Here is a 20460-nt window from a genome sequence, read left to right on the forward strand (position 1 = left end):
ACTTTTATTATTGTTTTAAGGTAATGTTTTTATTTGTAATTTAAATTTTAAAATAAATATCAATAAGTCAAATTTTTTGTATTCATGTGGAAAAATCAATATTTGAACTTTGGTTTTTCTAAGATGATCCAACGACTAGCAAAAATTTAGGTTAATCAAAATATTGATCTATGCATGGTTTAAAATCTGAGAAAAATACAAATTTATTCCTCTCAATTGAAATTTAATCGGGATTTTTGGGTATAGGCACTCTAATTACAGATCATTATTTTTCATCATAATAGCTAATTGCATGTAATCTGAATCATGCTCTTTATTTAGCATACTTACATGTATGCTATTTATTATAAATTCTAGGAGCAGTCGTCATATATTTTTCGGTTTTTATTTCATTAGGAATGACACAATAAAATATGAATTCTCACAATTTACCCCATAATTGAGATATTTTCTTTAGAAAAAATCTGTTAAAAAATTTTTATAGATAAAATTAATAGTCTTAAAATAAATCACAATCTATAGTTAAATTCAATTGGAAAAGCCTTTAATCTACAAAATAAAAACTTTTCCAGATAGCAAACTTATATAAAGATAAAGTATTTACTCACTAAACTCTCTGAAATCAGCTTTTCGAATTTTAGCGTGAATTCCTTTGGTCTTATCAACGACTTGGGATACTTCAAAATCAGTTGCAGCACTTAAATATGCATAAGCGATTGCCTCATCAATACCATACTCTTTATTTAAGAAACGAATCGCTTCACGGGTAGACTTTTTCATCGCTTCGTCAAGATCAGCATCCAAGCCAGGTGTAATCCAGAACTCGGCATTTTCTGCTAAAGGTTGTGTAATTTCGTGTCCTGGAATCTTATCTTTACCTGCTTTTAATACAGTAAACTTTAATGTTGCACGAGCAGAAGCTTCCAATGCGGTTAAAGCCACTTCACCATCCCCCTGCGCAAAATGACTATCACCCGTATAAAACAAAGCACCTGCAACCTGAACAGGATAGTAAGCTGTAGACCCAGCGCCTAGTTCATTGATATCAATATTGCCTCCATACATTGCCGGTGGAACTGAATGAACGGGTTCTGAAGTATTCGGTGCAACACCCATGATGCCCATGAACGGGCTCAACGGAAATCGAATTGACTTACCTGATTCTGTTTTTAAGACTCCTTCATATTCACCTTTGGCATTTTTTTCGATGGGAGTAAATACTGAAACGTTGCCATAGCGTTCAGGATGCTCGGCTGAAGCATCAGCCTGTTGCGGTTTTTTAGGAAACTCACCAACCAAAGCACCTTTGCCATGGCGATTTGAAATGACTCCATAAGGAACACGCGGTTCAACTTTAAGCACCTCTACTTTTAAAATATCACCCGGTTGTGCACCTTGAATTGCAATTGGACCAGTAACAATGTGTGGTCCATCTTTGTGAAAATCATGCTTTAAATGAGATTTGGTAATAGTCTTTGCTTCATCCAAAATATATTCATCTTGAACACCCTTGGATTTAAAGAATTTCTCTGCATCCCGTCCTTGGTCTTCTAGCAAACCTTCGTGTGAAACTGTATCGAATGTAACAGTACTCCCTGACGGAACCGAGAGAACAGGTTTAGCATCCTTATTCGGTAGATATCCCCATGTAATCGTATTCAAGTTTGAGGGAACATAATAATTACCTTTATATTCACCGTCTTTCAGCTGAACTGGTTTATTGGAAAGCTGTTTAAGAACATTAAAATTATCCGCTTGAGCGACTGAAGAACCAAAAGTGGCAAAAATAAATAAAGACAGAACCGTGTGCTTAAACATATGACATACCCTTAATCATTGAAAAATAAAAATATTGTGCATATGAAATACAGCAAGTTTCATGCCACGCTAAAAAATGACAGGAATTAGAGGATTTTTATTTAAAATGCGCTGTTTAAAGACCTCGCAATGAACCAATAGCGGGCATTTTTAATTATTGGTAAAAATAACAGCAACATGAATATAGCCTAGACTTTGCATGTTGCTGAGTATTCTAGATTTTATGAGGATTTAATTTCTTTTTGTGCAAAAGATTTGGCTTTGTTTGGAAATACATCAGGTTTTAAGAACGATGAAGCAATGATGGCGATTACAGCAAAACTCACGATATAAGTGATGACCAAATGCGTACTGCCGCCACCGATACTTAACAGCTTGGTTGCAATTAAAGGGGCTAATCCGCCTCCCAGTACACCCGCAAACTGTACAGAGATCGAAATACCGCTATAACGGATTTCCGCAGGGAATTGACGGGCAAAAAGCTGAGATTGTGGTGCATACATAATTGGAAATACAACGCCAATCGCCAATACAATCGCGGTCCAAACCAGTACTGGGTCTTTCGTATTCAACATGGCAAAGAATGGATAGCTGTAGAGTGCCAATATACATAGACCAAACCTAAACATATTGCGTTGCCCTACTTTGTCTGATAAGTGTCCACACAGCGGTGTCATCACCATAATCACTCCGGCACCGCAAATCGTTGCAAACAATATCTCTTGTCTCGCGATACCCAACTGTGTGGTGGTGTATGCCAAGGTAAAAGTTGAAGCAAGATAGAACCATGCATTTTCAGCGGCACGCGACAATACAATGGTCAGTAATTCCTTGGGATGATTTTTAAAGACTTGTAATGCTGGGACTTTAATTTCTTCTGCCTGTTGTTTAACTTTCTCAAAGTCAGGAGATTCAGGCACCTTGACTCGGATATACCAGCCTACTGCCAATAATACAATGCTGGCTAAAAACGGTATTCTCCAACCCCAGCTAAATAGTGCTTGCTCAGGTAAAAGTGAAACCAGTCCCAAAGCAATCGATGCCAGCATTAAGCCACCACCAGTACTGGCTTGCGGCAGGCTCCCCCAAAAACCTTTATTACCTTCTGGTGCATGTTCGACAGCCATGAGCACTGCTCCGCCCCATTCACCGCCCATTGCCATACCTTGGATAAAGCGCAAGATAATCAAGCAAATGGTTGCCCAATAACCGATCGATTCGAATGTGGGTAAAAGCCCAATCATGACGGTCGGAATACCCATCAACATCAAGGTCACCAACAACATCGATTTACGGCCAATTTTGTCACCAAAATGTCCAAATACGATCCCACCCAATGGCCGTCCAATAAAACCCACAGCGTAGGTTGCAAATGCCGCAAGAACACCTGTCAAAGGGTCCAGGTTGGGAAAGAATAACTTATTAAAAATCAGTGCTGCTGCAGCACCATAGATAAAAAAGTCATACCATTCAATGGTCGTCCCGACCATACTTGAAATGCCTGCTAAGCGGTGTGATGACTTTTTATTATTCGGATTTGTTCCTTGTACATCCTTCATTGCTCTATTCCTTCTTAACCGTTTTTTACATCCATTGAGATATTTTCCATATATCCTGTATGATCCTTGGATTCACTTAGAAATTTTTTCTCATTCTCCCTTTATTGATGTGCATTCACACATTGTTTTGGCATCAGCTGCTTTACGGCTAACCCAATTCAGCCAATATTCTGTCTAAAACAGGATTGCTTTGTTGCCACTTTGGCTGTTTGTCTTTATCGATGATGAGGGCACGCACACCTTCTAGAATATCGCCATGCTCAAACCAGATATCCTGTAAATCTCGTTCAAGTTGCATACATTGCTGTAAAGACAGCCCTCGACCTAAATATTGCAGTCTTAAACTGGTTTGCTTGGCGATTAAGGAACGTTGCTGCAAGATATTTAAAACCTTACTTGCCCATGCTTGCTGTTGTTGATCTGACTCATTGGCAAGGCTTTGTTCAATTTCATGTACGTTTTCAAAACCAAAATGCTTACGAATATTGTCTACCCACCCACTCAACTCACTTTCTACAGGTCGCGTGATATATTTTGCAATGATCTGATCAATATCGTCTTTGCTTAAATGATCTGTTTGGCTTAAAGCCTCTTCTAGTGCAGAAAATTGTTGACTGGGTACATGATAATCAATCAAATCTAGATACAATGCATCGCTGCTACTGATCTGTTCACCTGTAGTCGCCAGATATACGCCAACATCATCCAGACGTGATAAGAAGTGAGTGGCTGCAACATCTGGAAAAAATCCAATTGCCGTTTCAGGCATGGCAAAGCGTGATTTTTCACTACTGACGATAATATGGCATGCTTGCGCCAAGCCAAAACCACCACCCAAAACATAGCCATCCAGTAACACCACAACCGTTTTCTTTGAGGCACGAATACAGTTCAACATGGCATATTCTGCTATGAAATAGCCTTTATGCCCCGCTGTGCCATTTTTAAAATGATCATAGAGATAACGAATATCACCACCTGCACAAAAGGCTTTGGGGCTATTGGATTTAATCAATATTGCCTGAATCGTCGTATCGTGCTGCCAACTTTCAATTTGCTGGTGAATCCCTTTGATCATGTCTAAGGTCAGTGCATTCAGAGTCGAAATACGATTTAATATAATGATGCCCAAAGCACCTTTTTGTTCAATGATTAAATGATTTTCGTTGTCCATGATTTAATCCTTTTATTATTGATTTTTAAATTGCGCTTGGCGCTTTTCTACAAAGGCTTGCATACCTTCTTTTTGATCCAAAGTCGCGAAAATTGAATGAAAACTACGTCGCTCAAAACGTAAACCTTCGGCTAGACTCAGTTCAAAAGCACGGTTAATCGACTCTTTAATCATCATTGTCGCCACTAAAGATTTTTCAGCGATTTTCTCAGCAGCTTGCAAAGTTTCAGCTAAGAGTTCATCTTTGGGGAAAATGCGTGCAACTAGACCACTGTGTTCAGCTTCAACCGCCCCCATTTGTCGGGCAGTCAAACACATTTCCATGGCTTTGGCTTTACCAATCGCCAAAGTCAGGCGCTGTGTACCGCCAATCCCAGGAATGACTCCAAGCGTTACTTCAGGTAAACCAAACTTGGCATTATCAGCACAATAGATAAAATCACACATCAATGCCAATTCACATCCTCCACCTAAAGCGTAGCCACTGACTGCGGCAATCAACGGTTTACGACGCTGTGCAATACGATCGGCAAGGTTGAAAAAATCATCAAAATAGATATTGGGAAAATTTAATCCTGCCATTTCTTTAATATCAGCACCTGCTGCAAAGGCTTTCTCTGACCCGGCAATGACCATACAGCCAATATTCTGGTCTTTTTCTAAATCGTCCAAAGCTGAATTTAATTCATCAATCAAGATGGAATTCAACGCATTTAGAGCCTGGGGACGGTTCAGGGTAATCAGACCTACACCGTTTCGCTTTTCCAATAAAACTGTTTCAAATTGCATATTTCCACTCCTCATCTTTTGCTACACGATGTTTAATGCCAATTGCCGATACTTATAAACTACGTGCAATGACCAAACGCTGGATATCACTGGTACCTTCATAAATTTGACAAATACGAGCATCACGATAAATACGCTCAATCGGAAAATCTTTTAAATAACCGTAGCCACCAAATACTTGTAGCGCTGAGGAACAAACACGCTCTGCCATTTCTGATGAAAATAGTTTTGCCATAGATGCTTCATTTAGACAGGGTTTGCCTGCTTCTTTCAAACGAGCAGCATGATGCACCAACTGTCGTGCGGCTTCGATTTCTGTTGCCATACTGGCTAAGCGGAATGCAACCGCTTGATGTTCAAAAATCGGCTTTCCAAAAGTGATGCGTTCTTTCGCGTATTGGGTTGCTTGTTCCAAAGCAGCACGTGCTAAACCTACGGCTTGGGCTGCAATACCAATACGTCCACCTTCAAGATTAGACAAGGCGATCTTCAAGCCTTCACCTTCTTTACCCAACATTAAGCTTTGGTGAATACGAACATCTGTCAGTGCAATTTGACAAGTATCTGAAGCGTGTAACCCCAGTTTTTCTTCTGTACGAATGACTTCATAGCCGGGTGTTTCGCGTGGCACAATAAACGCACTGATCCCTTTTTTACCTGCTTGAGCATCCGTTACTGCAAAGACGATAATGACACCAGCATTGTTGCCAGACGTGATGAACTGTTTAGCACCATTGATGATCCAATGTTCACCATCTTTGACTGCACGTGTTTTCAGTGCTGCTGCATCAGACCCTGTATGCGGTTCAGTCAAAGCAAATGCACCAATCATTTGACCTTGTGCCAAAGGCAGCAAATATTTTTGTTTTTGTTCATCTGTACCGAATTTAGCGATCGGCACACAACCCACTGAATTATGTACACTCATGATGGTTGAAGTTGCACCATCTGCTGCTGCAATTTCCTCTAATGCGAGCACATAAGCCAAATTTCCAGTCTCAGAACCACCCCATTGTTCAGAAATCAACATCCCCATAAAGCCCAATTGTCCCATGTGAGACAATGCTGTTTTAGGGAATACGCTGTGTTTGTCCCATTCAGCAGCATAGGGTTTAATTTGTTCCTGAGCGAAATTTTTCGCCATATCCTGAATCAATAATTGTTCTTCAGTAAACTGCATTTTTCATTCCTTGATCTGTTACATTCACTGCATAAGGCGAGTCTGCCTTATGCAGGATTTATCCTAACCTGCATTCTTTGCTAATTGTTGTTTAGCAATCTCTTGATTACGCAGTAAAAAACGTTGAATTTTTCCACTTGGTGTTTTTGGAAGTTCCGTGACGAACTCAACTTGCCTTGGATATGCATGTGCCGATAAACGCTTTTTAACAAATTGTCCCAGCTGCTCTGCTAAGCTGGCAGAGGCAGTTTGATGATCTGCCAAAATTACAAAAGCTTTTACGATTTCAGTTCTTTCAGCATCAGGGACCCCAATTACGGCTGCTTCAATGACGGCCTCGTGTTCAAGCAAAGCACTTTCTACATCGAAAGGACCAATCCGATATCCTGAGGTGGTAATCACATCATCACTGCGGCCAACAAAACTCATACTGCCATCCGCATGTAGTTCAGCCGTATCACCAGTCAAATAGTAATCTTTTATAAATGGTGATTTCCAGCTTTCTTGATAGCCTGTAAACCACATCATTGGGGACTGAGCAATATCCACTGCTAAAATTCCGGGGGTATCTGCGGGAAGCTCATTGCCTTGTTCATCCAACACAGCAACCCGGTATCCTGGACTTGCAAAACCCGCAGCGCCTGCACGTACCTCATGTTCCAAACCATGGTGATTACACACCACCATGCCAACCTCAGTTTGTCCATAATGATCGAAAATTGGTGCATCGAGTACCTGCTTAAACCACCGGAAAACTTCAGGATTTAAAGGCTCTCCCGCACTACTGACCACACGAAACTTACCTTTCAATTGCGCCATTTGAGCTGGATCTGCAGCCATCATCATACGATAAGCAGTTGGTGCGCCTGCCAAATTGGTAATCTTATAATCATCAATAATTTGGCATAAACTTTCTATGCTAAAACCACCTTCATAAAATAAAGTTGCATGCCCTAAAAGCAATGGTCCTGTGATGCCATAGTACAGTCCATATGCCCAACCGGGATCAGCAATGTTCCAGAAGTTATCTTCTTCACGTAATCCAATGGCATCTTTCATGTAATTGCCGAAAGCGATTAAAGCTTTAAGTGGTACTTGTAACGGTTTTGCAGGTCCAGTCGTTCCTGATGTAAACATCAACAAAAATGGTGCTTGAATGTTTTGCATCACCAAATCACAATGTTCAGACTGCTGTTCAAGCTCTTGCCAAAAATTTAAATCGCCATCGATAACCCCATGACCATGCTGATCGGCAACCGTCATAATCTGCGGGCATTGGGCGACTTCATCTAATTTGCTTCGATTACAGGGATCAGTCACCACCAATTTACTTTTTGCCAATTGAAGGCGATGTTCAATAGCTTTGGGACCAAATGCAGTAAAAAGTGGCTGATAAACGGCACCAATTCTCCAAGCTCCCAGAATGATAATCAACAGTTCTGGTGTTCTTGGCAATAAGCCTGAGATACGATCACCTGTTTGAACGCCTTGTGATTTTAAAAAATTGGCAAACTGGCTTGACCATTTTTTCAATTGACTAAATGTATATTGTTGTTTACGTCCATCTTTACCCTGCCAATACAAGGCTATTTTTTCGCTGTTGGCTTCAGCGTGTCGATCACAGCATTCATAACATGCGTTCAGTTGTTCGACTGAGCCCGATAGCAAGTCTTTTACCGCAGCGTCTAAATTAAATGATTTAGCAACATGATGATAATTCAACATATTATTTACTCCAGCCTGGATTTATTGTTATTCATGACACGAGTGAATCAAGAGGTTTCACCATCATTTGATGGTAAAACGTCATATGTGTGGATTAATGATTAAGCTTCTTTGGGTAAATATTGCTGGATGATGCTCGAAAAATCGAGCTGTGCATTGCCCTGCATACACAGTTGTTGATACAGCTGTTGGACCAAACCACCTAAAAGCAGAGGTTGCTTGACCTGTCCGGCTGCCTCGATGGCCAGCCCAAGATCTTTCAGCATCAATTGCGTAGCGAAACCATCGCTATAGCCACGCCCGGCGGGTGCATTGGCAGAAATCCCCGGCCAAGGATTGCAGATTTCAGAACTCCAGCAGCGTCCACTTGAACTATTGATCACACCTGCTAAAGCTTGCGGATCAATACCGAGTTTTGCGCCAAGCGCCATGCCTTCAGCAACGGCAGCCATCGAAATACCTAAAATAAGATTATTGCAAATTTTCGCAATTTGACCTGCACCGACTTCACCACAATGCACGATATTTTTACCCATGGGTTTAAGTACAGATTGAACCCGTTCAAAGGCATTTGATTGGGTACCGACCATAAATGTCAGTGTTCCCGCTTGTGCGCCAATCGTACCACCTGAAACTGGAGCATCACATACCTGGATGCCCTGCTTTGCACCTACGGCTGCAATGTCTTTAATGGTTTGTGGATCAATGGTACTGCTGTCAATACACAAGCTGCCTTTTTTAAGTACAGCCAGTACGCCATTTTCCCCCAGATAAACTTCTTTGACATGTTTTGCTGCTGGAAGCATGGTAATCACCACATCCGCCCGTTCAGCTGCCGCCTGCGGGTTGGCATATGCTATACCGCCTGCTTCAGTGAAATGAGCAATGGCAACTTCGCTCAAATCAAAGCCATGTACAGTTAAACCAGCGTTGAGGAGATTATGAGCCATCTTTCCGCCCATATTGCCTAAACCAATAAATGCAATATTCATCCTTGAACTCCTCGATTAACGTAAGCTAATGGTAGTATTCACTTCACCTTTTTCTTGTGTATCTTCAAACCAACGGCTGGTAATGGTTTTGGTTTGAGTATAAAACTGCACGGCTTGTTTGCCATAAGGTCCTAAGTCCCCCAGTTTCGATCCTCGTGAACCCGTAAAGCTGAAGAATGGTACTGGTACTGGAATGGGAATATTGATTCCGACTTGACCGATATCGATATTGTTTTGGAAAGTACGGGCAATCGCACCACTTTGAGTGAACAAACCTACGCCATTTCCAAATGGATTTGCGTTGATCAACTCAATGGCTTGTTCAAGTGTATCCACATGAATAATGGCGAGTACAGGTCCAAAAATCTCTTCGGTATAAATACGCATGTCGGTCGTGACGTGGTTGAAAATGGTTGCACCCACAAAGTTACCGTTTTCATAACCTGAGACTTTGACATCTCGACCATCGAGTAATAATTGTGCGCCTTGATCAACACCACTATTGATCAAGTCTACAACACGGGCTTTTGCTCGTGGTGAAATCACTGGACCTATATCTGTTTGAGGTTCATGTCCAGCATTGACTTTTAATGTCTTGGCTTTTTCGACCAATTCATCAACCCAATTTTTAGTTTCACCCACCATCACCGCAACAGAAAGCGCCATGCAGCGTTGCCCAGCAGCGCCAAAAGCAGCACCTACCAAAGCATTTAAGGTTTGTTCTTTATTGGCATCCGGCATCACCACAACATGGTTTTTTGCGCCCATCATGGATTGCACGCGTTTCGCATGTTGTCCTGCCAGATTGTAGACATGTGTTCCCACAGCCGTTGATCCGACAAATGAAATGGCTTTAATGTCTTGATGGGTACATAGACGGTCTACCACTTCTTTCCCGCCATGAACAACATTCAATACACCGGCTGGAACGCCTGCTTGCACAGCCAGTTCAACCAACATCATGGTCGATAAAGGATCTTGTTCAGAAGGTTTAAGAACAAAGGTGTTACCGCACACGATCGCCATTGGAAACATCCATAAAGGAATCATGGCTGGAAAGTTGAATGGCGTAATACCCGCACATACACCGAGTGGTTGTTGCAAGGTATAGGTATCTACCCCACGTGCCACACCTTCGATATATTCACCCATTTGTAAAGTACCTATTGAACAGGCATGTTCAACTACTTCCAAGCCACGTTGGATGTCGCCTTCAGCATCTGCCAAAGTTTTACCTTGTTCAGCGGTCAATACACGTGCAATCTCTTTCATGTTGGTACGGATTAAATCCTGCAACTTCAACATAATGCGCATACGGGCTTGAATCGGAGTTAAACGCCAAGTTTTAAAAGCTTCCTGTGCAGCCGCAACTGCAGCATCCACTTCAGCTAAAGTCGCCATAGGTACACGACCCAGAACTTCTTGTGTTGCAGGATTTAAAATATCTTGCCACTCTGTGGTATTGGATTCGGTAAATTTTCCATTAATCAATAATTTAGCCGTCGTCGAATGAATATTGGACATCGTGTTCATAACCTCTCCATAGGCACTATTTTTTGTTGTTACTTTCTTAGAAAATAGCCAAAAGCAGTATTTTCATCAGCTCTGTTTCAATTCAAACTAACAAAGAAAATATAGATGACCAATAGAAATTAACGCACAATGAATGTGCAAATATGCACAAGGATGTCAGAAATAATGAAAGTTGATTGGGATCACTTGCAGTTTTTTTTGGTGCTCGCACGGGCAAAAACGCTCACCAATACTGCACGCATCATCGGGGTTGAACACAGTACAGTATCTCGACGAATACAGGCTTTAGAACTTGCTTTAGGTACTCCTTTATTTAGAAGGGAAGCGACAGGCTATGAACTCACAATGGAGGGCTTAGCGCTTGTACCGCGTGTTGAACAAATGGAACAGGCCTTCTTGCAGATTGAAAAACCAAACTTACCATTACAGGGACATGTGCGAATTGGCACACCTGAGGGTTTTGGTACAGCATTTTTAGCTCAGCTATTGGCAGAATTATCCAGACAATATCCTCTCCTCACCATTGATCTCATCCCAGTGCCTAAAATGATCAAACTTTCGCATCGTGAAGCAGATATTGTTATTTCGATTGATCGTCCTAAATCCGGTCCTTACATTATTACTCGCTTAACGGACTATTGTCTTAAAATTTATGGCAGTAAAAGCTATTTAGAAAGCACACAACCTGTTAAAAAGCTTGAAGATTTAAAAAATCATAAATTTGTAAATTACATTGATGACTTAATTTACAGTCCTGAACTGTATTGTTTAGAACGCTTGCCTTTACAACTGAATGCTAATTTTCGAAGCAGCAGTATTTTAGCCCAACAAATTGCTGTCAGTGCTGGTGCTGGATTGGCCATTTTGCCCAAATTTTTAGCCGATAATAAACCCGAACTTGAACAGGTTTTAGAAGAAGATGTACGTTTTATTCATACCTTCTGGATGCTGACTTTGGTAGATTTACAGCACGAGCCCCGTATTAAATTGGTCTGGGATTTTTTAAGAGCACAGGCGGACAAATATCAGAATTTATTAATGGATTGATCATTACGCAGAACAGCGTTTTAGTGAAAGATGTATCACCAGCAAATTATTTGGTGGTGATACTGTTCAGATACAAATTATTGGTTTGCTAGACTCACCGCTTTAGCACGTGCCTTATGCAATTTTTGATAACTGTCGATCAAACGTAAATGACGGTCTAAACCTTCTAGCTTCATGCTGGTTTCTGTTAAACCATAAAAACGGATGCTTCCCTCCAAAGAACCAATCACGGCATCCATACGCTCATCACCAAACATGCGACGGAAATTCACTTCATAGTCATCGAGATCCATATCGTCATCCAGTTCAACTTCGAGCATGACATTCATACACTGATAGAACAGACCGCGTTCAACTGTATTGGTGTTGTATTGAAGGAACTGTTCCACCAGATCTTTGGCTTCTTCAAACTGCTGTAAAGCAAGATAAATCAACAGTTTTAATTCAAGAATAGTGAGTTGTCCCCACACTGTATTATCATCGAATTCAATACCAATCAACGTCACGATATCGGTATAGTCATCGACCTCAACTTCTTCAAGACGCTCAACCAAAGCTTCCAGCTGTTCATCATCCAAACGATGTAAATTTAAAATATCTTCACGGAACAACAAGGCTTTATTGGTATTGTCCCAAATTAAGTCTTCAACCAAATAAATTTCAGAATAATCTGGCACAATTATACGGCAAGCCGTTGCACCTAAATGCTCATAGACCGCCATGTAAACTTCTTTGCCCATTTCTTCAAGAATGCCCATCATGGTTGCAACTTCATCCGCATTGGCATGTTCGCCCGTGCTGCTAAAATCCCACTCGACAAAGTCATGGTCAGCTTGAGCACTAAAGAAACGCCAAGACACCACACCGCTTGAATCAATAAAATGTTCAACAAAGTTGTTCGGTTCAGTCACCGCATTACTGCTAAAGGTCGGTTTGGGCAAATCATTTAAACCTTCAAAACTGCGACCCTGTAATAACTCGGTCAAGCTACGCTCCAATGCGACTTCAAGCTTTGGATGCGCACCAAATGACGCAAATACCCCGCCTGTACGTGGGTTCATTAATGTCACACACATGACAGGAAACTCACCGCCCAATGATGCGTCTTTGACTAAGACTGGAAAACCTTGTTCCTCCAAGCCTTTGATCCCTTCAACAATACGGGGATATTTTGCCAAAACATCTTCGGGTACATCAGGAAGAGTAATCTCGCCTTCCAGAATTTCTCGTTTAACAGCACGTTCAAAAATCTCAGATAAGCACTGAACTTGCGCTTCAGCCAAGGTATTACCCGCACTCATACCATTACTTAAATACAAGTTTTCAATCAAATTAGACGGGAAATAAACAATTTGCTGATCAGACTGACGTACAAAAGGTAACGAGCAAATTCCCCGTGCCGTATTGCCTGAATTGGTATCGTATAGATGTGTGCCCAATAATTCGTTGTCAGGATTATAAATGTCTAACGTATATTCATCTAAAATTTCTTTAGGCAATTCGCCATTTGGACCAGGTTGGAACCATTTTTCATCAGGGTAATGTACAAACTCCGCATTGGCGATGTCTTCACCCCAAAACTGATCATTATAAAAGAAATTACAGTTCAAGCGTTCAATAAATTCACCCAAAGCAGATGCCAAAGCACTTTCTTTGGTTGCACCTTTACCATTGGTAAAACACATGGGTGACTGTGCATCTCGAATATGCAATGACCAAACATTAGGAACAATATTTCGCCAAGATGCAATCTCAATTTTCATGCCCAGGTCTGCCAGAATCCCTGACATGTTGGCAATGGTTTCTTCAAGCGGTAAATCTTTACCCGCAATGTAAGTGCTGCTGTCTTGCGCTAAATTTGGCATAAGCAATGCTTGTGCATCAGCATCGATACTCTCGACTTCTTCAATAACAAATTCAGGACCTGTTTGAATGACTTTTTTAACCGTACAACGGTCAATCGAACGCAGAATCCCTTGACGGTCTTTGTCTGAGATATCGGCTGGTAATTCAACTTGAATCTTAAAAATCTGTTTATAACGATTTTCAGGATCAACAATGTTGTTCTGAGACAGACGAATATTATCGGTCGGGATATTGCGTGCAGCACAATAGACTTTAACAAAATACGCTGCACATAGCGCAGATGATGCCAGAAAATAATCAAAAGGACCCGGTGCAGAACCATCACCCTTGTAGCGAATTGGCTGATCAGCAATGACGGTAAAATCATCGAACTTCGCTTCTTGTCGAAGATTATCGAGATAATTAACCTTGATTTCCATGTGGGCACCTAAAGATTCTTATGTGTGAGCATGGACACATAAATTTAAATATTGAAATAAGTCAAATGACGCAAAAGAAATTGACTTAAAAAGAAACCAATATCCACAGATATCAGCCAGAATGGGCGCTATTATAGGATTATTTTATTAAATTGATAATGCCTCGCTGATTTTAATCGAAAATCTGCCAAAATTAGCTTGAACCCGAATCAAATAGCTTAAACTTGATGATGTGCTAAATCGTATATTGATCAATTGAATTTTTTATTGAATAAGAAACGAATAATTGAATTTTTCCGAAAATATTTTTTGTAATTTAGATCTGAAAGCAAGCTATACTGTGCTTTTTCAAGCGATGTTTAAGTTATAATTGCTTACATTATTTTCCCTTCCATAAAACTCTGTTGCCACAGAGTTTGAAGCTCGCTATGTCAAAAAATCTTGCTACATTGATTGGTTTCAGTGCTATTTTACAGTGGTCATCCATCGTGGGTTTACTGAAAAAAATCAGTTTTAGTATGGGGGCAGACTTAGCGGTATTGCTTATGTATACATTCAGCACCTGCATTTTATTGATCTTTTTTAAAATTCCAGATTTAAAACTCATTTCAAAGAAATATTTGGTCTTTTCTACTTTACTGTTTGTGATTTATGAGCTGTGTTTTTCTTATGCAATTGCTTTGGCACAAACAGCTCAACAAGCCATTGAAGTCAGTTTAGTGAATTACCTCTGGCCAGGTTTAACCGTCGCCATGCTGATTGTATTTAAGGAAATCAAATTCAATATTTTTGTTGTGATCGGCTTGGTCATTAGTCTAAGTGGCATTGTCATCATTCAAGCAGGACAAGGCGCTTTAAATTGGACAAATATTCTCTCTAATATTCAAGCCAATCCCATCAGTTATATTCTTGCTTTTCTTGGCGCATCACTTTGGTCGTTATATTGTGTCATTACCAAAAAATACAGTGATGGTCATAATCCGATTTCATTCTTTTTCGTTGCGATCAGTTGTGTATTGTGGGCAAAGTATCTGTGGTCACATGAATTCAGTTTTAATTTAATCTCTCATCTTGAACTGTCTACCTTTGGACTTTTAGCGATGGTGTCTGTGGTTATGGCATTGGGTTATGCCGCATGGAATATTGGAATTATCAAAGGCAATATTACCATATTGGTGACCTTGTCTTATTTCAGTCCAGTCATTTCAACTGTGATATCCATGACGATTTTACAAACCCGGTTGCCTGCAGAATTCTGGTATGGTGTGATTTTAGTGACTTCAGGTTCATTGGTATGTTGGGTTTCAACCAACTGGCAACAACTTAAAGAGAAATTACTGGCAGCGCTCAGTTAAATTTTTTTGGTTTTTTTGATAGTTACTCATTGATCAAAACAAATGATGTTGAGACTTGATGCTCCTACTGGAAAAAACTTGAATGAACAGACACTTAGGCTGAACATTTAAAACAGGATGATTGAAAGTATATAAGGCATGAAAAAAGCACCCGAAGGTGCAAAGCACAAAACATTAAACAATATAACGCTTGCTTAACCCCCACTCGGCGAGAATCCGACGATACATGGTAGATGAACGGTCTGCTTCAAAATGTGCCTCCATTGAAATATCCAATGGGAGTTCTTCGGGTTTCTGACTTTCTACCATGCCCTGATCTTCCGCAAAAATCTGGGCATTAAAATCATAAACTGCCTGTAAATCTCCTGTTGTATCGAAATTACGTGTGAGTGGTACAAATAAACGGGTTTTGTTAGAAGCAATAGGACAACAGGCATTTAAAATTTTTAATACACCTTGTCGTGGAAATTCAACCTTTAACACGGCTGAAAATGGTGGATAAATATCAAAAATACGTTTCCATAGAAAGCCCTCTGGTGCTAAATGCTGTAAACCATGCGGGTAATTGCTGACACTACTGATATATTCAGTATGCAAGCCAAAAGAGGTTCGTTCAGTCGTGTATTTAGGTACGATCGGATTTTCAGCATCTGCAAAAGATTGGTGATGCACCCAAGCAAAATGTGCAACATCAATAAAACCTTCGAGCTGACGACCACTAGACCCTGCAATATCAACAAACGGAGGCAGTATTGACTGATGTTGTGGATCCTCCCAAGTATCCAGAACTGGAAAGTTTGCCTGCTCTTCATCACGGCTAAATAGGCTTGTCCAGACCAAGCCATATTTCAAAACCACAGGGAATTTGGTCAAGCTGAAGCGTTCGGAAATTCTGCTCAGTTCTGGTTGTGCCGGAATCTTGGTACATTGACCTTTGGTGTTGTAATGCAAACCATGATAAGGACAAATAATTTCCTCTCCCTCTACCCAGCCCTTGGTTAAAGGGACGCCACGATGTGGACAAATATCTCGAACCAACTGAATTGCACCACTTTGTGTCTGGTAGAGTGCCATTTTTATATCCAGTAGTTGTACTTGTTGAGGTTGTATTGTGACATCTTGAATACGTGCCACTGGATACCAGTGTTGAGCAAGTATCTCCCAGTCTTTAGCTTCAAAAGTACTAGATTGCGGTTGGCTAAATAGTTGAAGAACTGGAATGGCATTCATACTAAACTCACAAAATTTATATTTAAATTCATTACCTTATACCATGATTATGTACCAAATTTCAGTTTTGGCTTCAGGGCTTGTTTTTAAGTTACGTATTTAGTGAGATTCTGTCTATTAGAGTGTTTGATATCGATCATTCTAAAAATTAGAACACCATTCAAAAGCATTATTTAGTTCTTACGCTCAAGATTGGCATAAAAATCGCTTGGTTTTTTACTGATCTGCTTATTTGCTTAGTTTATTCAATGAGCAATATGTCTTTCGTATTACCATGGACAGCGCTATATGCCAATGAATATGACCTTTTCACGATTTTCTGATTATTTTATCGCTGTCGCAAAAACAGGGAGTTTAAGAAAGGCTGCTGATCAGCTGTATATTTCGGTTTCAGCCATACACCGCCAGATTGCTTTAGCAGAAGAAGAATTTGGAATTGACCTATTTGAACGTTTACCCAATGGCTTAAAGCTTACCCTTGCAGGAGAATTACTCTATGCAGATTTGATCAAATGGCAGAAAGAATTCCAACTTACCCGTAATCGTTTTGATGAAATCCAGGGGCTTTCGCGCGGAACCATCAACTGCGGATTGATAGCAGCCATGAGTGACGGCTTTGTTCTCGATTCTATTCAATATATGTATGACAACTATCCTTGGATCAATTTTAACTTTCATATCCAGGACAGTGAAAAAGTTTCCGATATGATTATGGATGCTGAAATTGATTTTGGTATTTTATTAAATCCTAAAGGACATCATCAACTTGAGGTTTTAGCATTTGTAGAAATCCCCATCGGATTCGTCTTACCAAAAGCTCATCCCCTGACTAAAACTGAAAAAATCCATTTGTCAGATACCTTAAATGATCAACATCTAATTCCAAGCGCACCATTAATTATTCAAGATTATGTACAAACACTGTATAAACATTATCAAATTGCACCACAACATCAGCTTGAATGTAATGACATTCGAATGATTATGTCATTAATTCATAAGAATTTAGGCATTGGTGTACTGTCTTTTATCGATGCTTATCCACATTTGGAACAAGATGAGCTGTGCTTTAAACCCATTCGTGAAAAAGGTTTATATCCCTTAACATTGGCATTATGTGTTGCACCAAAGCGACAACTTTCTCGTATCTCACAAGTGATGATTAAACATTTGATTGAACAAATAGAGCTATTTAAGCTTAAATTGATCACTTATCAATAATCGGTTCAAATCATTCATCGCCATACATTTTTAAAGATATATCTCACGCATAAATATATCTTGTGGCATATTGAAGTCGACATCCTTGTCGGCACTCAATAAGATAAACCCGGATAACAACTAAGCTTCGGCAGTCTGAATCAATTTTGGATTAAGCCTATAAACCGCATATTAATCCAAAGGATTGCCGACGATATTGCTAATAATACCTCGCATGATATGCGGACCTTGTTCTCGGCGTAAGTCTGCATACCATTCTCTGGTCACTGCCTCGTCTTTCATATGTGTCACATCACAACGTTTACGGGCGCGCAATACCAATTCATTGGCACGTTCATTACGTTTATTTTGATAACGCTTCAACGCATCTTCCAGTCCTAATGTGTTGATTTGCAGCGCTCTTGCCAAATAGATTGCATCTTCCATGGCTTGACACCCCCCTTGACCAATATCAGGCGTAGTACTGTGTGCAGCATCACCCAAAATCACCACACGCCCTTTGTAAAATTGAGTAAATGGTTCAATATCATGAATTTCTACACGATTGGTAGTTTCTACATCTATGGCCTCAATTAAATTTTGTACAGGTGAGCACCAATTCTTAAAATATTGCTTGAACAATGTTTTATATTGGCTTTTGTTGTTGTCCAAGCCTACAGGCAATGGCACATCAAAGAAAAAGTAAAAGCGATTTTCTGCAATGGGCATCAGAGAAACGCGTTTTCCATCGCCGACAAATGTTGTCCATTGATCTGCTTGTGCCAACTGATCGGAAATCTCAACCAAGCCATTCCAATTCACATAGCCCGCATAGCGACGTTCAACCTGCTCACCAAGAACATACTGACGCGTCAGTGAATGCGTACCATCTGCACCAATCACTAATGCGGTGGTAATTTCGGTTCCATCCGCAAAGTTAACCTGAACCTGTTGATCTATTTGTTTTAATGCGACCATTTTTTTACCGAGGTGGATATTGTCTCGACCAAATTCATCCATCAGCATATTTTGCAAATCTGCACGAGATACGGGATAAGGACGTTGTCCTACCTCTTCAATTAAAGGCAACAAGCTAAATTGCGTCATCTTGTCACCAGTTAAGCCATCGAAATAAGCCAAATGATCCATTTGACCACCAAGTTGGGCAATCTGCTCCGTTAAGCCCAAGTAGTTCAAACATTTTACTCCATTTGACCACAATGAAATTGCAGCTCCTACAGCTCTGATCTGCTCAGTTTGTTCATAGATGGTGACCGAATGACCGAATTTTTTTAGTGCAATGCCTGCGGTTAATCCCCCCATACCTGCACCAATAATTGTAATCTCCATCTATTTCTCCTGTGATATTTTCTAGCACCTCATGTCTAAAATGCTAAAAACGTGCCATTTATATATAAATCCATTCATTTTTACAGAAGAGTTGGCATAGGCTGTGCATGATATGCCGTATAAGATATTGTTTTTATAAGTGCTTATATAATATTTGTCACTGATAACAACGCTTAGATTAATGTGAATCTTAATATAAATGGTAAATAAATATGGCAACTTTACTTGCACCAGATTTTGAACTTCCTGCACATTTACAGCGATATACAAATTTGGCAGATCCCCGAATTGGAGCAAAAATACTTGAATGTTCGGATGATTTTTTTGCTGAAGCATCACGAATGTTACAATTTAATTCACCTATTTTTGTCGAAGATAAATTTGATGAGAATGGCAAATGGATGGATGGTTGGGAGACACGCCGTAAGCGCCATTCGGGCTATGATTGGGCAATTATTGAGTTGGCTGTTGCAGGTAAAATCAGTGCATTTGATATAGATACGACTTTTTTTACCGGTAACTACCCTGCATCCGCTGCCATAGAAGCATGTTATGCACCAAATGCGAACTTGAATGATGCACTATGGCAACCCATTTTAGCCAATTCTATACTCGGACCAAGCCAACATCATATTTTCAATGTTGAAAGTGAACATGTTTTTACCCATGTTCGATTAAACATTTTCCCCGATGGCGGCATTGCACGTTTTAGAGTTTATGGTGAAGTGAACATTCCTATACAGGACCAAACACAGACTTTAGATTTATTGGCATTGGAAAATGGTGGACGGGTGATTGCTTATAGTGATGCGCATTTTGGACACCCTCGTAACTTGATCAATCCGGGACGCGGAATCAATATGGGCGATGGCTGGGAAACGAAACGTCGCCGAACACCAGGATTTGATTGGTGTATTTTAGCACTTGCCAAAACTGGCGTGATTGAAAAAATTGAAATCGATACAGCACATTTTAAAGGCAATTATCCTGCTCAAGTCTCCATTCAAGCCACCTATGTTGAAAATGCGACAGACCCTCAATTAATTCCACAAAGCATGTTTTGGACTTATTTATTAAATCCTCAAGACATGCAAATGGATCATATTCATCAATACATCCACGAAATTTTAAAGCAAGATAAAATTTCCCATATCCGGGTCAACATGATTCCAGATGGTGGTATTAGCCGGATTCGCCTATGGGGAAAAATCAGTGACTGATCT

The 20460-nt window shown here is 40.2% G+C and carries 15 protein-coding genes; 4 read left to right on the forward strand and 11 right to left on the reverse strand.

Going from position 1 to position 20460, the window contains the following annotated elements:
- Positions 1 to 600 precede the first annotated feature (600 nt).
- The 8 genes from IMO47_RS02790 to IMO47_RS02825 form a co-directional block, all read right to left on the reverse strand.
- The gene (locus tag IMO47_RS02790; RefSeq protein WP_196077252.1) at positions 601 to 1818 is read right to left on the reverse strand and encodes an acetamidase/formamidase family protein; all 1218 of its coding nucleotides are present in this window, start codon (positions 1816 to 1818) and stop codon (positions 601 to 603) included.
- A 221-nt stretch (positions 1819 to 2039) separates the two neighbouring features.
- Positions 2040 to 3377, reverse strand: coding sequence for an MFS transporter (locus IMO47_RS02795; RefSeq protein ID WP_196077251.1), 1338 nt, complete (start codon positions 3375 to 3377; stop codon positions 2040 to 2042).
- A gap of 148 nt (positions 3378 to 3525) precedes the next feature.
- Positions 3526 to 4551 carry an enoyl-CoA hydratase/isomerase family protein gene (locus tag IMO47_RS02800; RefSeq protein WP_196077250.1) on the reverse strand — a complete coding sequence of 342 codons (1026 nt, stop codon included), beginning with the start codon at positions 4549 to 4551 and terminating at the stop codon, positions 3526 to 3528.
- Positions 4552 to 4566: 15 nt separating this feature from the next.
- A complete protein-coding gene (locus IMO47_RS02805; RefSeq protein WP_196077249.1) occupies positions 4567 to 5340 on the reverse strand; it encodes an enoyl-CoA hydratase in 774 nt (257 codons plus the stop codon).
- A gap of 52 nt (positions 5341 to 5392) precedes the next feature.
- Positions 5393 to 6520 carry an acyl-CoA dehydrogenase family protein gene (locus tag IMO47_RS02810; RefSeq protein ID WP_196077248.1) on the reverse strand — a complete coding sequence of 376 codons (1128 nt, stop codon included), beginning with the start codon at positions 6518 to 6520 and terminating at the stop codon, positions 5393 to 5395.
- 63 nt (positions 6521 to 6583) lie between these two features.
- Complete coding sequence (locus tag IMO47_RS02815) at positions 6584 to 8245, reverse strand: AMP-binding protein (RefSeq protein WP_196077247.1); 1662 nt, start codon at positions 8243 to 8245, stop codon at positions 6584 to 6586.
- 101 nt (positions 8246 to 8346) lie between these two features.
- Positions 8347 to 9237: a 3-hydroxyisobutyrate dehydrogenase gene (gene mmsB, locus IMO47_RS02820; RefSeq protein ID WP_196077246.1), complete on the reverse strand. Its 891-nt coding sequence runs from the start codon at positions 9235 to 9237 to the stop codon at positions 8347 to 8349.
- Positions 9238 to 9252: 15 nt separating this feature from the next.
- Complete coding sequence (locus IMO47_RS02825; RefSeq protein ID WP_196077245.1) at positions 9253 to 10770, reverse strand: CoA-acylating methylmalonate-semialdehyde dehydrogenase; 1518 nt, start codon at positions 10768 to 10770, stop codon at positions 9253 to 9255.
- A 165-nt stretch (positions 10771 to 10935) separates the two neighbouring features.
- Here IMO47_RS02825 and IMO47_RS02830 point away from each other — a divergent pair, with 165 nt between their 5' ends.
- A complete protein-coding gene (locus IMO47_RS02830; protein WP_196077244.1) occupies positions 10936 to 11817 on the forward strand; it encodes a LysR family transcriptional regulator in 882 nt (293 codons plus the stop codon).
- Positions 11818 to 11894: 77 nt separating this feature from the next.
- Here IMO47_RS02830 and IMO47_RS02835 read toward each other — a convergent pair whose 3' ends face one another.
- Positions 11895 to 14102, reverse strand: coding sequence for an OsmC domain/YcaO domain-containing protein (locus IMO47_RS02835; protein ID WP_196077243.1), 2208 nt, complete (start codon positions 14100 to 14102; stop codon positions 11895 to 11897).
- A 428-nt stretch (positions 14103 to 14530) separates the two neighbouring features.
- Between IMO47_RS02835 and yddG the strand changes: the two genes are divergently transcribed.
- The gene (gene yddG, locus IMO47_RS02840; protein WP_196077242.1) at positions 14531 to 15457 is read left to right on the forward strand and encodes an aromatic amino acid DMT transporter YddG; all 927 of its coding nucleotides are present in this window, start codon (positions 14531 to 14533) and stop codon (positions 15455 to 15457) included.
- A gap of 174 nt (positions 15458 to 15631) precedes the next feature.
- Here the strand turns inward: yddG and IMO47_RS02845 are convergent, their stop codons facing one another.
- Complete coding sequence (locus IMO47_RS02845) at positions 15632 to 16687, reverse strand: aromatic ring-hydroxylating dioxygenase subunit alpha (RefSeq protein ID WP_196077241.1); 1056 nt, start codon at positions 16685 to 16687, stop codon at positions 15632 to 15634.
- A 294-nt stretch (positions 16688 to 16981) separates the two neighbouring features.
- On the opposite strand from IMO47_RS02845, the gene IMO47_RS02850 reads away from it, so the two are divergent.
- Positions 16982 to 17908: a LysR family transcriptional regulator gene (locus IMO47_RS02850; RefSeq protein ID WP_196077254.1), complete on the forward strand. Its 927-nt coding sequence runs from the start codon at positions 16982 to 16984 to the stop codon at positions 17906 to 17908.
- Positions 17909 to 18079: 171 nt separating this feature from the next.
- Here IMO47_RS02850 and hpxO read toward each other — a convergent pair whose 3' ends face one another.
- Complete coding sequence (gene hpxO / locus IMO47_RS02855) at positions 18080 to 19237, reverse strand: FAD-dependent urate hydroxylase HpxO (protein WP_196077240.1); 1158 nt, start codon at positions 19235 to 19237, stop codon at positions 18080 to 18082.
- 212 nt (positions 19238 to 19449) lie between these two features.
- Between hpxO and alc the strand changes: the two genes are divergently transcribed.
- The gene (alc, locus tag IMO47_RS02860) at positions 19450 to 20457 is read left to right on the forward strand and encodes an allantoicase (RefSeq protein ID WP_196077239.1); all 1008 of its coding nucleotides are present in this window, start codon (positions 19450 to 19452) and stop codon (positions 20455 to 20457) included.
- Positions 20458 to 20460: the final 3 nt, after the last annotated feature.

The organism is Acinetobacter sp. Res13-Abat-PEC15-P4-01, from assembly GCF_015676285.1.
Taxonomy (GTDB): domain Bacteria; phylum Pseudomonadota; class Gammaproteobacteria; order Pseudomonadales; family Moraxellaceae; genus Acinetobacter; species Acinetobacter nematophilus.